The following is a 14,517-nucleotide window of genomic DNA, read 5'->3' as shown; positions in this document are numbered from 1 at the left end:
GCCTGTGGGCTCAGGCCGGGCGGGTGGAGGTGAGGAAGTCGGCGAGGACGCGGGTGTGGGTGGAGAACGCCAGCTCGACCGGGTCGGTGAGGACACGCCACTCCGTCGCCTCCTCGGTCGGCGCGGACGGCGGCAGGTCCTCGGCCGCCCGTTCGGGTAGCACACCGAAGATCATCATCGTGCCGCCCGCCGTGGCGCTGTGCACCGCGAAGAGCCGGGCGTCCTCGGCCGCCGCGATCAGGCCGGTCTCCTCCCGTAACTCGCGGACCAGCGCGTCGGACCACCCCTCGCCGTACTCGATGAAGCCGCCGGGCAGCGCGAGCAGCCCGCGGGCCGGCTTGATGTCCCGGCGGACCACCACCACGCCCAGGCCGTCGGCGGTGCGGACCGGCAGCACCGCGACCGCGACGGGCAGGGGGTTGCGCCAGACGCGTTCACCGCAGACCACGCAGACCCGCGGCCACCCGGCATCCGCCGGGTAGGCGGCGCCGCAGTAGGAGCAGTGCGAGTACGGCGTACCGGTCATGCCGCAGCACGTTACCCGGCCCGCGACCCGCCACGCCCCAACGCTCTTCGCGCAGCCCGTAACAGCGCACCCATGCCGCAGCCGGGCGCGGCGCGGCTGGGCGTGCTTACCTCGGGCCGGGTCAGGCTGCCGGGACGCCCGTGTAGAAGGCTGTGGTGCGTTCGGCGGCGGCCTTCGCCTCGTCGGCGTCGGTGCCGGCGGCGATGCTCGCCTCACCCCACAGGCGGCTGCTGAGCTCCATGGCCCGTCGACCCTCGTCGGAGGCGCTCCACTCGGCGCTCTGCTCCGGGGTGATTCCGCTGCCGTCGCCGGCCAGGTGCGCGGCGAGGCCGAGCAGCCCGAGGTCCCAGCCGACGCCGACGGCGCCCGGCCCGAACTGGGCCCACCGGTCCTGGTCCACGTGGGCGATGTGCTCCAGCTCGAACCGGGTCCGCTCGGTGTCGACGGGCGTGAGTCGCACCTCGATCCAGCTCACCTCGTCGCCGTACTCCCACGTGGCGGTGAAGCGGTGCGGCGGCTCGCAGCTCTCGATGGTGCCGTGCGCGTTGCCCTGGAGTTGGTACGTGCCGTTCAGCCGCAGGTCACCGGAGATCGGCAGGAACCAGCGGGGGATGCGCTCGGCGTTGGTGCAGGCGTCCCACAGATCCTCGACAGTGGTCTGGTAGGTCTGGCTGATCGTGGACACCCGGGCCTCGCCGGCTTCCAGTGTGCGGCTGCCTACCTGCCGTTGGACGGCGTTGATCTGCTCGGTCGCGTCGTACATCAGGTGTTCCTCTCGTCGGTGGGGTCAGAGGCTTCGCGCAGCCGGCGTTCGCGTCGGCCCCGGGCCAGCTCGGTGGCGAGTGCCGCCAGGGGCGGGGTCCAGAACCGGCGGAAGTGCTCCAGCCAGCCGTCGACCTCACGCAACGGGCGCGGGTCGACCGCGTAGAGCCGCCGGGCGCCCTCTGGCCGCACGGTGGCGAAGCCGTTGTCCCGCAACACCTTGAGGTGTTGCGACACGGCGGGTTGGGAGATGCCGAACTCGTCGCGGATGATCGCGCTTACCGCGCCGGCGGTCTGCTCGCCGGTGGCGAGCAGCTCCAGGATGCGGCGCCGGACCGGATCGCCCAGCACGTCGAAGGCGTGCACGACGACAGTTATATCACCGGCGGCTTATTTAAGCGACTGATGAAGTGCCGATCAGCTTGTCCAATCGGATCGGCAGGTCGCGCACGCGGATTCCTGTCGCGTGGTGCACCGCGTTGGCGACAGCCGCCGCCGCGCCGACGATGCCGATCTCGCCGATGCCCTTCACCCCTGCCGGGTTCAGCTCGTCGTCGCGCTCGTCGAGCCAGTACGCCTCGATGGACTCCACGTCCGCGCAGCCGGTGATGTGGTAGGTGGCCAGGTCGTGGTTGACCCAGTCGCCGTACCGCTCGTCGAGCAGCCCCTCCTCGTGCAGCGCCATCGACAGCCCCATCGTCATGCCGCCGATGAGTTGGCTGCGCGCCGTCGTCGGGTTCACCACCCGCCCGGCGGCGAACACCCCGAGCATCCGGTTGAGCCGCACCTCGCCGGTGTCGGCGTCCACCCGGACCTCGACGAACTGCGCCCCGTACGCGTACCGGGGCCGTGTCGGCTGCTCGGCCACCTCGTCGTCGGTGCTCACCTCGGCGGTCACCTCGCCGTCGGCAGGCCCGCCGGCGGAAGTATTGCGCAGTTTTTCGCGCAGCGCCTGGCAGGCACGGATCACCGCCCAACTCCACGACGAGGTGCCCATCGAGCCGCCGGCCACCGGGGCGGTGGGCAGGTCGCTGTCGCCGATGCGGATGTCCACCCGCTCCGGGGGCACCCCGAGCGCGTCGGCGGCCACCTGCCAGAGCGCCGTCCGGGCGCCGGTGCCGATGTCGGTGGCGTTGACGCGTACCAGGAAACTGCCGTCGGGCCGGGCGGTGGCCGCCGCCGACGACGGCCGGGAGCGCGCCGGGTAGCTCGACCCGGCCACCCCGGTCCCGATCAGCCAACGCCCGTCGCACCGCGCCCGAGGTGTCGGGTCCCGGCCGTCCCAGCCGAAGCGGGCGGCCCCCTCGCGCAGGCAGGCCACCAGGTTGCGGCTGGTGAACGGCGCACCCTGGTCGGGGTCGACCTGGGCGTCGTTGCGTACGCGCAACTCCACCGGGTCGATGCCGACGGCATGTGCCAGCTCGTCCATCGCCGACTCCAGGGCGTACGCGCCGGGGCACTCGCCCGGTGCGCGCATCCAGAACGGGGTGGGCACGTCGAGGCGGACCAGTCGGTGCGTGGTGCGCCGGTGCGGTGCCGCGTACATGCTGCGGGTGTAGACGGCTGTCTGCTCGGCGAACTCCCGGGTGGTCGAGGTCTGGCTGATCGCGTCGTGGCAGATCGCGGTGAGCCGCCCGTCGGCGTCGGCCGCGAGGCGTACCCGCTGGATGGTGGGGGTGCGATAGCCGATCGGCCCGAACAGTTGTTGGCGGGTCAGCGCCAGCTTGACCGGCCGGTCCACGTGCCGGGCGGCGAGCGCGGCGAGCACCACCGCAGCCTTGGCGTACCCCTTGCTGCCGAAGCCGCCGCCCACGTGCTCGGCGATCACCCGGACCGAGTCCGGGGGCAGCTCGAACAGTTCGGCGAGCGTCGCCCGCACCGAGGTGGTGCCCTGGTTGGAGTCCTGCACTAGCAGTCGCCCGTCGTGCCATCGTGCCGTGCTGGCGTGTGGTTCCATCGGGTTGTTGTGATACGCCGGAGTGCGGTACGTGCCGTCGAAGCGGACCGGCGAGGCGGCGTACCCGGCGTCGAAGTCGCCCTCGGCGGTGTCCGTCGGATAGCTGGGGTTGACGTGGTCCGGCCGGTACAGGCCGGGATGGTCGGCGGTGAGCACGGTGCTGTGCGGCCCGGTGTCGTAGTCGATCTGGACCAGCCGGGCGCCCTCCCGGGCCGCCTCCAGGCTGGTGGCCACCACCACCGCGATCAGCTGCCCCCGGCAGTGCACCGCAGGGGTCTGCAACAGCCACAGGTCCCGCTCCGGCCCGGGAGCGAGGCGCGGCGCGTTGCCGTGGTGCAGCACCGCAAGCACGCCGGGCGAGGCGAGCGCGTCTGTCGTGTCGATCCGGGTGATCCGGCCCCGGACCACAGTGGCCGGCACCGCCCAGCCGTAGGTGACGCCGTCCACCGGGTACTCCACCGCGTAGCGGGCCGTGCCGGTGACCTTCTCCGCGCCCTCCAGCCGGGGGTGGGCCCGACCGACCGCGTCGGTGCTCACGACGACGCCAGCTCGGTGAGCACCCGCACGGTGATCGCCCGGGTCAGTGGCAGCTTGAAACCGTTGTGCCGCAGCGGTCGCGCCTCGGCCAACTCGGCGTCGGCGGCCCGCGCCGCCAGCTCCGGGCTGAACTGTCGACCCCGCAACTCCTCCTCGGCCCGGTACGCCCGCCACGGCCGATGTGCCACAGCCCCGTACGCCAGTCGGACGTCGCGGACCACGTCGCCGTCCAGGTCGAGCACCGCGGCCACCGAGCCGGCGGCGAAGGCGAAGGACGCCCGGTCCCGCACCTTGAGGTACGTCGAGCGGCGGGCCGCCGGCAGCGCCGGCAGTCGGACGGCGGTGATCAGCGCTCCCCGCGCGAGTGTGGTTTCCCGCTCCGGATGGTCGCCGGGGGAGCGGTGCAGCGCGGTGAGCGGGATGTCGCGGGACCCGTCGGCCTCGTGCGCCTCCACAACGGCGTCCAGCGCGGCGAGGGCGACCGCCAGGTCGGACGGGTGGGTGGCCACGCACTGCTCGGACCAGTCCAGCACGGCCAGGTCGCGGTTCTGGCCGTGCAGGGCGGCGCATCCGCTGCCCGGCTCGCGTTTGTTGCACGCCTTGCCGGTGTCCTGGAAGTAGACGCAGCGGGTGCGCTGCAACAGGTTGCCGCCGGTGGTGGCGAGGTTGCGCAGCTGACCGGAGGCGGCGGCGAGCAGGGCGCGGGCAAGCACCGGGTAGTCGCGGCGGACCACCGGGTGGGCGGCGAGGTCGCTGTTGCGTACCGTCGCGCCGATCCGCAGCCCGCCGTCGGGCAGTTCCTGCACGGTGTCCAGCGGCAGCCGGGTCACGTCCACCAGTAGGTCGGGCCGCTGCACCCCGAGCTTCATGAGGTCGACGAGGTTGGTCCCGCCGCCCAGGTACGCCGCCTGCGGCTCGGCGGTCAGCGTGGCGACCGCGTCGGCAACGTCGGTCGGCCGGTGGTAGCGGAACGGCCTCACCGCGTGGCCGCCGTCTCGTGAACGGCCATCGTCGCCGTCTCGCGCACGGCCGCGACGATGTGCGGGTACGCGGCGCAGCGGCAGAGGTTGCCGGCCATCCGCTCGCGGATCTCCGCGTCGGTCAGCTCGGCGGGGGAGGTGAGGTCGTCGGTGACGGCGCTCGGCCAGCCTCGGGCGACCTCGTCGAGCATGCCGCGGGCGGAGCAGAGCTGACCGGGGGTGCAGTAGCCGCACTGGAAGGCGTCGTGGGCGATGAACGCGGCCTGCAACGGGGACAGCTCGTCCGGCCCGGCCAGCCCTTCCACGGTCAGCACCGAGCGGCCGTCAAGCGTCACCGCGAACACCAGGCAGCTCTTCACCCGGCGGCCGTCGAGCAGCACCGTGCAGGAGCCGCACTGGCCGTGGTCGCAGCCCTTCTTCGCCCCGGTCAGGCCGAGTCGTTCGCGTAGCGCGTCCAGGAGGGTGGTGCGGTTGTCCAGGGTCAGCTCTCGCCGGTCACCGTTGACCTCGAACGCCAACGGGGACGAGTGCCGCTCGTCGGTGATCGTCTCGTTCTCCGGTCCGCGCACCGGCTCAGACTAGCGTTTTCGGTATAAAACCGGGCGAACTACCAGGACCTTCGGAGGCGGCTTTCGTCAGGTCGGGACGCAAATGGCCGCCCGGGGCGCGGGACCTGCGCCCCGGGCGGCTGCCTCACCGCCCCCGTTGGGCCACCGGCGTGCCTGCGCCGGTCGCCGCGGCGAGACTCCGGTGGGCGCGGATCAGCTCGGCGTAGCGCATACCGCTCGCCTTGACCGTCCGACGCTGGGTGGCGTAGTCGACGTGCACCAGCCCGAAACGCTTGTCATAGCCGTACGCCCACTCGAAGTTGTCAAGCAGCGACCAGACGAAGTAGCCGTCCAGTGGCACGCCCCGGGCCACCGCCGACGCGCAGGCGGCCAGGTGCTGCTCCAAGTGGTCGGTGCGCTCCTTGTCCTGGACAGTGCCGTCCGCGGTGACCTCGTCCGGCCACGCCGACCCGCTCTCGGTGACGATGATCCGGCCCGGCCGGTACTCCTCGTGCACCTCGACAAGCAGCCGCTCCAGCCCCGCCGGGTACACCTCCCACCCCATCGCGGTCTCCACCGCGCCGGGCACCGGCACCTGCTTCGCGTACGGTGCCGCGCCGGCCGGGTCGTCGACCACCAGTTGACGGAAGTAGTAGTTCACCCCGAGGAAATCGGTGGGGGTGGCGATGACCGTCAGGTCGTTGCCGCGTACCGGAGGCTCGACGCCGTAGGTGGCGATCATGTCGGCGGGGTAGCCGCGCCCGTGGATCGGGTCCAGCCACCAGCGGTTGACGTGCCCGTCCGCCCGCCGGGCCGCCGCGACATCCTCGGGCCTGTCGGTAGCCGCCTCGATCGGGCTGAGGTTGAGCACAAGCCCCACCGACGCCGGTCGGGCGGCGTTGGCCCTGATCGCCTGGGTGGCCAGACCGTGCCCGAGCAGCACGTGGTGCGACGTGTGCACCGCCCGGGTCAGGTCCCGCTCGCCGGGAGCCATCGTCCCCTCCAGGTGCCCGATCCAGGACACGCAGAGCGGCTCGTTGACGGTGTTCCAGTCGGCCACCCGGTCACCGAGGCGGGCGGCGACCACCGCCGCGTAGTCGGCGAACGCCCCGGCTGTCGCGCGCTGCGGCCAGCCGCCGGAGTCCTGGAGAGCCTGCGGCAGATCCCAGTGGTAGAGCGTGACGAACGGCCGGATTCCGTCGGCGAGCAGCGTGTCGACGAGCCGGTCGTAGAAGTCCAGCCCGGCCGGGTTGACCCGGCCCACGCCGTCGGGCAGCACCCGGGGCCAGGCCACCGAGAAACGGTACGCGTCCACGCCGAGCCGGCGCAGCAGCGCCAGGTCCTCCGGCCACCTGTGGTAGTGGTCGCAGGCCACCGCGCCGGTGTCGCCGTTGTCGACGTTGCCCGGTGTCGCCGAGAAGGTGTCCCAGATGGACGGCGCCCGGCCGTCGACGTCGACGGCTCCCTCGATCTGGTACGCCGCCGTGGCGACGCCCCAGAGGAAGTCGGGCGGCAGCTTGGACAGGTCGGGCACGGGTCGGTTCTCCTCAGGGGTTGGGTGGGTCACTTGACCGCGCCAGCGGTGAGACCGGCGACGAAGTAGCGCTGTAGGGCCAGGAACCCGGCGACGACGGGGATGCTGACCACAAGCGAGGCCGCCATGATCTGGTTCCAGTACACGTTGAACTGGGTGGAGTAGCCCTGGAGGCCGACGGCCAGGGTGCGGCTGCCCTCGTCGGTCATCACCGAGGCGAAGAGCACCTCGCCCCACGCGGTCATGAACGCGTACACGGTGACCGCGACGACGCCGGGCACGGCGGCCGGCAGGATGACCCGAAACAGGATGCGCAGCGGCCCGGCACCGTCGACCTGCGCCGCCTCGTCCAGCCCCCGGGGGATCGAGTCGAAGTAGCCGACGAGCATCCAGATCGAGAACGGCAGCGAGAACGTCAGGTACGTGATGACCAGGCCGGTACGGCTGGCGTACAACTCGATGCCCGTGGCGTTGCCCAGGTTGACGTAGATGAGGAACAGCGGCAGCAGGAAGAGGATGCCGGGGAACATCTGGGTGGACAGCACGGTCACCGAGAAGACGCCCCGGCCACGGAACCGGTAGCGGCTCACCGCGAACGCCGCGAAGATCGCCACCGTCACCGAGCAGATCGCCGCGACGCTCGACACAACGAGGCTGTTCACCAGGTAGCGGGCCAGCGGCACGGTGCTCCACATGTCGACGAACGGTTGCAGCGTGGGCCGGCTGGGCCACCAGGTGAAGCCGTTCTGCACGTCCTGCAACGGCTTGGCCGCCGAGGTGACCATCACGTAGAGCGGGACGAGGACGAAGAGGGTGAGCAGGGTCAGCACGATGCGCCGGCCCCAGCGCTCACCGGCGGTCTCACGCATTGTCGTCCCTCCGACGGTTGGTGATCAGCAGGTACACGGCCGAGACGACAAGCAGGAATAGCAGCAGCGCCACGGACATCGCCGAGCCGAAGCCGAAGTCCCACGTCTTGAAGGAGCTGCGGTAGATGTGGATGGAGATCAGGTCGGCCTGCTCCGGAGCCGAGCCGCCGAAGAGGACGTACGGGGTGTTGAAGTCGTTGAACGTCCACAGGAACAGCACGAGCAGCAGCACCAGGTTGACCGGCCGCAGCATCGGCAGGGTGACCGAGCGCAGCCGACGCCAGAACCCCGCGCCGTCGATCGCGGCGGCCTCGTACAGCTCGCCTGGCACGTTCTGCAGACCTGCCATCAGGCAGAGGAACGCGAACGGCCAGTTGCGCCACACCGACACCACGAGCAGCGACCAGAAGCTGTTGTCGCCGATCAGCCAGAACGGTCGCTCGTTGAGCACCCCGAGCTGGTCGACGAGGACGTGGTTGACCAGGCCGGTGTCGCGTTGCAGCAGGAAGCTCCAGGTGATCACGGCGGCGTAGACCGGCAGCGCGTACGGGGTGAGGAACAGCGCCCGCAGGATCGCGCGTCCTCGGAACGGCCGTTGCAGGACGACAGCCGCCGCGATGCCGAGCAGCCAGGCGAACCCGACCGACAGCACGCTGTAGGCCAGGGTGACCCAGAACGAGTGCAGCAGCTCCTTGCCGGCGGCGCTGTTGAGGTCGAGCGTCGCCCGGTAGTTCTCCCACCCGACGAAGGGCGCGGTGGACCAGTCGCGGATGTGGAACTGGGTCAGCTCCAGCAGGCTCATCCACACCCCGACCACCATCGGGATCACGTGGATGGCGAGCTCCAGCACGATGGCCGGTGCGAGCAGCAAATACGGCAGGAGCGATCGGCGCGGGCCGCGGGGCCGGCGCGCCCGGTCCCGGGGCGGGTCACCGGCCCGGGAGTCGCGCCGGTCGGCGTCCGGGGCGGTGGTGCTGGTTGCCATCGGGGTCCTCTCGGAGGCGGTGGCCGTGGCGGGCTTCAGCACCCGTCCACGGCCACCGGTGACACCTGGGTCAGCGCATCTTCTGCTGCGCGTCGGTCAGCTTCGACTTCACCGACTCCTCGGTGACCGGCTTGCCACTCGCCGCGTCGGCGAACAGCTCCTTCATCGCGGTGCCGACCAGGGTCTCGAAGGTGCTCTCGTCGGGCACCTGCGGCAGCGGGGCGGCTGTGGTGGCAAGGGTCTCCTGGATGATCTTCTGCTCCGGGGCGCTGAACGCCGGGGCGGAGCCCGCCGCCTTCACCGCCGGCAGCGACCCGTACGTGCCGTTGAGGATCGTCTGCTCCTCGTCGCTGGTCATGAACTTGACGAAGCTCAGCGCCCCGTCGCGGTTCTTCGTGTGCTTGAAGACCGCCATGTTGATCCCGGCGACCATGCTGTTGACCTTCTTGCCGCCGGCCGGCGGGCTGGCCAGGAACGGCACCGGAGCCACCCCGTACGCGTCGGCGGGCATGTTCTGCGTCTTCAGGTTGGAGCCGGCGGACTGCCAGAGCAGCATGGCGGCCTTGCCGTTGGCGAAGTCGGACACCGACTGGTTCTGCGCGTACTCGGCGTTGCTCGGGTTGGTGATCTTGTCGGCGGCCATGAAGTCGATGTAGCGCTTGATCGCCGAGACGTTCTGCGGGGTGTCGAAGGTCGGCTTGCCGGCCGAGTCGAACCACTCGCCGCCGTACTGCTGGCTGAAGGTGAAGGCGTGGTGGGCGTTCTCCGACGGGTTGGCCCCCTCGATCGCCAGGCCCCACTTGCCGCCGGTGCTGAGCTTCTTGCCGTACTCGGCAAGCTGCTCCCAGGTGGTCGGCGGCGCGGTGATGCCGGCGTCGGCGAACGACTTCTTGTTGTAGTACAGGCTGTAGGCCATGCTGTAGAGCGGCACGGCGGCCGGCGGTTTGCCGGGGGCACCGGCGGCGGCGAGCGCGGCGGGCACGATCCGGTCCTTGCCGCCGACAGCCTGCAGGGTGGCGTCGTCGAACTCGACGAGCGCGCCGGTGGCCTGCAACGACGCCGACCAGGTGTTGCCGATGTTCACCACGTCCGGGCCCTTGCCGGACGCGGCCGCGGCCAGCAGACGGTTGAGCAGGTCCGACCAGGGGACCACCTCGACGTTGACCTTGATGCCGGTCTGCTTCTCGAACTTGTCCAGCTCCGGCTGGAGGATTGTCTTGTCGGCCTCCAGGCTGGCGCCCTGGTTGCTGGCCCAGTAGGTGAGGGTCTTGCTCGATCCGGCGGAGTCGTCGCCGGAGCCGCCACAGGCCGTCAGCGAGGCGGCGGCCAGGACGGCGGCGGTGAGGATCCCGAGGTGTCGTCTCGACACGGTCAGCCCTTCCGGTGCGTGGTGGGGGTCCGCCGGCATCCGTCGTCGATAGGGGTGGGCGACGGATGGCCGGCTGCGGACGGGGTCCGGGAGCGCGCTGACGAGGGCCGACAACGTTTCCCGGTAGTTACATCACGGCTTAATGAATGTCGTCATTAAAGTTGCTGTCCAGTGGGTCGTCAAGCACAGGGCGGTTACAGTCGCTCGGACGGCCGACGGGAACGAGGTGCCGAGTGGAGCTGGCGCGTGCCACCAATCGCAGCGTGCGGCTGCGCAACCGGTCCGCCCTGCTGACCAAGCTCTTCCTCGACGGCCCGCTCACCCGCCAGGACCTGGCCCGCAGCACCGGGCTCAGCCAACCGGCCGTGAGCAACGTGGTGGCCGACCTGATCGACGAGGGAGTGGTCGCCGAGGCCGGTGCCGCCGAATCCGACGGCGGCCGACCGAGCATGCTGCTGCGGGTCGCGCCCCGGTTCGCCTTCGTGGTCGGCGTGGACGTCGGCGAGACCCGGGTCCGTGTCGAGCTGTTCGACTTCGCGATGACCCTGCTGGCAAGCATCGAATATCCGCTCGACCCGGCGCGCACCGAACCCGACGTGGTGGCCGGGCACGTCCTGGCCGGCATCGAGGCCGTGACCGGGCAGGCCCGGGTGGGCATCGGCGACGTACTCGGCGTCGGCATCGGTGTCTCCGGGGTCGTCGAGCAGGGCGTCGAGGCCGTGGTGGACGCCCAGGCCCTCGGCTGGGACCGGGTGCCGCTGCAACGCCTGATCGGTGCCGGCACCGACCTGCCGCTTCACATCGACAACGGCGCGAAGACCCTCGGTCAGGCCGAGATGTGGTTCGGCGCCGGCAGGGGCGCCCGGCACGCCGTCTTCGCGCTGGTCGGCTCCGGCGTGGGCGCGTCGGTGGTGACGAACGGCGCCACCTACCGGGGCGCGTCCAGCAGCGCGGGGGAGTGGGGGCACACCACGCTTGTGTACGGCGGCCGTGCCTGCCGGTGCGGTGCCCGTGGCTGCCTGGAGGCGTACGTGGGCGCCGAGGCGATCATCGACCGCTACCGGGAGGCGCGCCGGGGTCGTGCCGTGCCGGGCGAGGACGAGGAGTCCCAGCTAGCCGCGCTGGTGGCAGCCGCCGAAACGTCGGCGACAGCCCGCCGGGTGCTCGACGACACCGCCGGATACCTCGGTGCCGGGGTGGCCAACCTGATCAACCTGTTCAACCCCGAGCGGGTGGTGCTCGGCGGATGGGCGGCGATGGCGCTGGGCGACCTGCTGCCGGCCGTCCGGGAGGCCGCCGGCCGGCAGGCGCTGCGCCAGCCGTACCGGCAGGCGTCGATCGAGCTGTGCCGGCTCGGTGTGGACGCGGTCGCGCTGGGCGCGGCCACGCTGCCGATCGCCCGCTTCCTGAGCGAGGGCGGCGTCCGCCGCGCCTGACCGGACACCCCCCGCGCCTCCGCGCCCGTCCTTGCGGTGATCGGCGACGGGTGACCGCAGCGGGGGGTCAGGAATCACGCAGAACCCGATTTTCGGGATAAATAACGAAGTTATAGATCGATGTCTTGACGGCTCTGCAACCTCGCCGCAACACTCCTACGAGAGCGCTCTCATCCCCGCGGCGTCGCGTCGGCGGCACACCCACGGCACCACGGGCGAAATCCGCACCTCCACCCGCACGGCGTCCGTAACGCCCTACCGACAGGCGATGTCATGGCATCTTCTGCAATATCCGCACGCCCACATCCCCGACGGGCCGTCCGGCACCTGATCGTCGGGCTCACCGTGGCCCTGGTCGCGGCGCTCACCCCGGCCAGTGCCTCCACACCAGCGCAGGCCGCACCCACCCTGCTCTCCCAGGGCCGCCCAGCCACCGCGTCGTCCACCGAGAACGCCGGCACGCCGGCCTCCGCCGCGGTCGACGGCAACACCGGCACCCGCTGGGCCAGCGCGTTCAGCGACCCGCAGTGGCTCCAGGTCGACCTGGGCGCCCGGGCCACCATCAGCCAGGTGAACCTGCTCTGGGAGGGTGCCTACGGGCGGGCGTTCCAGCTCCAGACCTCCGACGACGGCGCCACCTGGACCACGATCTACTCGACCACCACCGGCACCGGCGGCACCCAGAACCTCACCGTCACCGGCGCCGGCCGCTACGTCCGGATGAACGGCACCGCCAGGGGCACCGGCTACGGCTACTCGCTGTGGGAGTTCCAGGTCTACGGCGAGACCGGCGGCAGCATGCCCACCTGCGGCAGCACCAACGTCGCGCAGGGCAGCCCGGCAACCGCGTCCTCCACCCAGGACGCCGGCCTGCCGGCTTCCGCCGCGGTCGACGGCAACACCGGCACCCGGTGGGCCAGCGCCGCCAGTGACCCGCAGTGGCTGCGCGTCGATCTGGGCAGCACCCGCGCCATCTGCCGGGTGGTGCTCACCTGGGAGGCCGCGTACGCCCGGACCTTCCAGCTCCAGACCTCGGCCGACGGTGCCACCTGGACCACCATCTACTCGACCACCGCGGGCGCCGGCGGCACCCAGTCGCTTACCGTCAGCGGCAGCGGCCGGTACCTGCGGATGTACGGCACCGCCCGGGGCACCGCGTACGGCTACTCGCTGTGGGAGCTGGCGGTGAACACCACAGGCGGCGGGACCGGCGAGCCTCCGATCGACACGGACCCGCGCAACCCGAACCTCGGGCCGAACACGTTCGTCTTCGACCCGAGCACCCCGACGTCGACGATCCAGAGTCGACTGGACACCCTCTTCACCCAGCAGGAGACCAACCAGTTCGGCCCGCAGCGCTACGCGGTGCTGTTCAAGCCCGGCACCTACACCGCCGACGTCAACCTCGGCTTCTTCACCCAGGTCGCCGGCCTCGGCATGAGCCCGGACGACGTCAATCTCAACGGTCACGTGCGCACCGAGGCGTTCTGGTTCGGCGGCAACGCCACCCAGAACTTCTGGCGGGCCGCCGAGAACCTGTCGGTCACCCTGCCCGCCGGGCAGACCGTGGAGCGCTGGGCGGTGTCCCAGGCGGCGCCGTACCGGCGAATGCACCTGCGCGGCGCGCAGAACCAGATCCAGCTCTGGAACGGCGGAGACGGCTGGTCCAGCGGCGGCCTCATGGCCGACACCCGCGTCGACGGCCTGGTCGTCTCCGGCTCGCAGCAGCAGTGGTACTCGCGCAACAGCGAGTTCGGCAACGGCTGGACCGGCTCGGTGTGGAACATGGTCTTCCAGGGCGTCAACGGCGCTCCCGCGCCGAGCTTCCCCAACCCGTCGCACACCGTCATCGCCCAGACCCCGCAGGTGCGGGAGAAGCCGTTCCTCTACGTCGACGGCAGCGGTGAGTACCGGGTCTTCGTGCCGGCGCTGCGCACCAACTCGACAGGCACCAGCTGGTACAACAAGACCCCTGCCGGCTCGTCCATCTCGCTGTCGCAGTTCTACGTCGTCCAGCCGGGCACCAGCGCGGCCACCATCAACGCGGCCCTCGCCCAGGGCCGGCACCTGCTCTTCACCCCGGGCGTGCACCACGTCACCGAGCCGATCCAGGTCAACCGCGCCGACACAGTCGTCCTCGGCCTCGGTCTGGCCACCATCCAGGCCGACAACGGCAGCGTGGGGATGCGGGTGGCCGATGTGGACGGCGTCAAGGTAGCCGGCCTGATGTTCGAGGCCGGCACGACGAACTCGCCGGTGCTGATGGAGGTCGGGCCGTCCGGCTCGTCCGCGAGCCACGCCGGCAATCCGACCTCGCTGCACGATGTGTTCTTCCGCATCGGCGGTCCACACGTCGGCAAGGCCACCAACACGTTGACCGTCAACAGCGACAACGTGATCGGTGACCACATGTGGTTGTGGCGGGCCGACCACGCCGCCAGCGGCGTGCCCACCGGGTGGACGCTGAACACCGCCGACACCGGGCTCACGGTCAACGGCGACTACGTCACCATGTACGGCCTCTTCGTCGAGCACTACCAGAAGTACCAGACCATCTGGAACGGCAACGGCGGCCGGACGTACTTCTACCAGAACGAACTGCCGTACGACCCGCCCAACCAGGCGGCCTGGATGAACGGGTCGACCCGGGGCTACGCCGCGTACAAGGTCGGCGATTCGGTGACCAGCCACCAGGCGTGGGGACTGGGCAGTTACAGCTACTTCAACGTCAACCCCGCCGTCGTGGAGGAGCGTGCCTTCGAGGTGCCCAACAACCCAAACGTGCGCTTCACCAACATGGTCACCGTGTCGCTCGGCAGCGTCGGCACCATCAACCGGGTGATCAACAACGCCGGTGGCACCGCTAACGCGGCCAACCAGCAGGTGTACCTGACCACCTACCCCTGACCGGGGCGCCCGCCGGCCCGGTACCGCCGAAGACCAGGCCGGCCACGGTCACGCACCTTCGACGAAAGCCCGCCCCCGCATGGCGATCCACGCAGAAGAGCGTCAGG

At 71.0% G+C, this 14,517-nt stretch carries 12 protein-coding genes; 2 read left to right on the top strand and 10 right to left on the bottom strand.

Annotated elements, in window-relative coordinates:
- Positions 1–10: 10 nt before the first annotated feature.
- The 10 genes from ACFY2Q_RS18735 to ACFY2Q_RS18690 all read right to left on the bottom strand — a co-directional run bounded on the left by ACFY2Q_RS18735 (position 11) and on the right by ACFY2Q_RS18690 (position 10,067).
- On the bottom strand, positions 11–526 hold the full coding sequence (locus ACFY2Q_RS18735) for an NUDIX domain-containing protein (protein WP_387131714.1): 516 nt from the start codon (positions 524–526) through the stop codon (positions 11–13).
- A 121-nt stretch (positions 527–647) separates the two neighbouring features.
- On the bottom strand, positions 648–1,289 hold the full coding sequence (locus ACFY2Q_RS18730) for an SRPBCC family protein (protein ID WP_387131712.1): 642 nt from the start codon (positions 1,287–1,289) through the stop codon (positions 648–650).
- A complete protein-coding gene (locus ACFY2Q_RS18725; protein WP_387131711.1) occupies positions 1,289–1,654 on the bottom strand; it encodes an ArsR/SmtB family transcription factor in 366 nt (121 codons plus the stop codon). Before ACFY2Q_RS18725 ends, ACFY2Q_RS18730 begins: the two co-directional genes overlap by 1 nt.
- A gap of 28 nt (positions 1,655–1,682) precedes the next feature.
- On the bottom strand, positions 1,683–3,782 hold the full coding sequence (locus ACFY2Q_RS18720) for a xanthine dehydrogenase family protein molybdopterin-binding subunit (protein WP_387131709.1): 2,100 nt from the start codon (positions 3,780–3,782) through the stop codon (positions 1,683–1,685).
- The gene (locus tag ACFY2Q_RS18715) at positions 3,779–4,762 is read right to left on the bottom strand and encodes an FAD binding domain-containing protein (RefSeq protein ID WP_387131708.1); all 984 of its coding nucleotides are present in this window, start codon (positions 4,760–4,762) and stop codon (positions 3,779–3,781) included. The genes ACFY2Q_RS18720 and ACFY2Q_RS18715 overlap by 4 nt, the downstream gene beginning before the upstream one ends.
- Positions 4,759–5,307 (bottom strand): 2Fe-2S iron-sulfur cluster-binding protein, encoded by a 549-nt coding sequence (locus ACFY2Q_RS18710; RefSeq protein WP_387132071.1) that lies wholly within the window; start codon positions 5,305–5,307, stop codon positions 4,759–4,761. Before ACFY2Q_RS18710 ends, ACFY2Q_RS18715 begins: the two co-directional genes overlap by 4 nt.
- Positions 5,308–5,455: 148 nt before the next feature.
- Entirely contained in the window at positions 5,456–6,844 is a 1,389-nt protein-coding gene (locus tag ACFY2Q_RS18705; protein ID WP_387131706.1) for a GH1 family beta-glucosidase, read from the bottom strand.
- A 29-nt stretch (positions 6,845–6,873) separates the two neighbouring features.
- A complete protein-coding gene (locus ACFY2Q_RS18700) occupies positions 6,874–7,713 on the bottom strand; it encodes a carbohydrate ABC transporter permease (RefSeq protein ID WP_387131704.1) in 840 nt (279 codons plus the stop codon).
- Positions 7,706–8,698, bottom strand: coding sequence for a carbohydrate ABC transporter permease (locus ACFY2Q_RS18695; RefSeq protein WP_387131703.1), 993 nt, complete (start codon positions 8,696–8,698; stop codon positions 7,706–7,708). The genes ACFY2Q_RS18700 and ACFY2Q_RS18695 overlap by 8 nt, the downstream gene beginning before the upstream one ends.
- Positions 8,699–8,768: 70 nt before the next feature.
- Positions 8,769–10,067: an extracellular solute-binding protein gene (locus ACFY2Q_RS18690; RefSeq protein ID WP_387131702.1), complete on the bottom strand. Its 1,299-nt coding sequence runs from the start codon at positions 10,065–10,067 to the stop codon at positions 8,769–8,771.
- Positions 10,068–10,300: 233 nt separating this feature from the next.
- Between ACFY2Q_RS18690 and ACFY2Q_RS18685 the strand changes: the two genes are divergently transcribed.
- Both ACFY2Q_RS18685 and ACFY2Q_RS18680 read left to right on the top strand, forming a co-directional pair.
- Positions 10,301–11,503, top strand: a complete 1,203-nt coding sequence (locus ACFY2Q_RS18685) for an ROK family protein (RefSeq protein ID WP_387131701.1) — start codon at positions 10,301–10,303, stop codon at positions 11,501–11,503.
- 273 nt (positions 11,504–11,776) lie between these two features.
- Entirely contained in the window at positions 11,777–14,410 is a 2,634-nt protein-coding gene (locus tag ACFY2Q_RS18680) for a discoidin domain-containing protein (protein ID WP_387131700.1), read from the top strand.
- The last annotated feature ends 107 nt before the right edge of the window (positions 14,411–14,517 follow it).

It is taken from the genome of Micromonospora sp. NPDC000316 (assembly GCF_042898885.1).
Lineage (GTDB): Bacteria > Actinomycetota > Actinomycetes > Mycobacteriales > Micromonosporaceae > Micromonospora.
The sequence above is the reverse complement of the archived record's forward strand: the minus strand, read 5'-3'. Positions and strand labels throughout refer to the sequence as shown.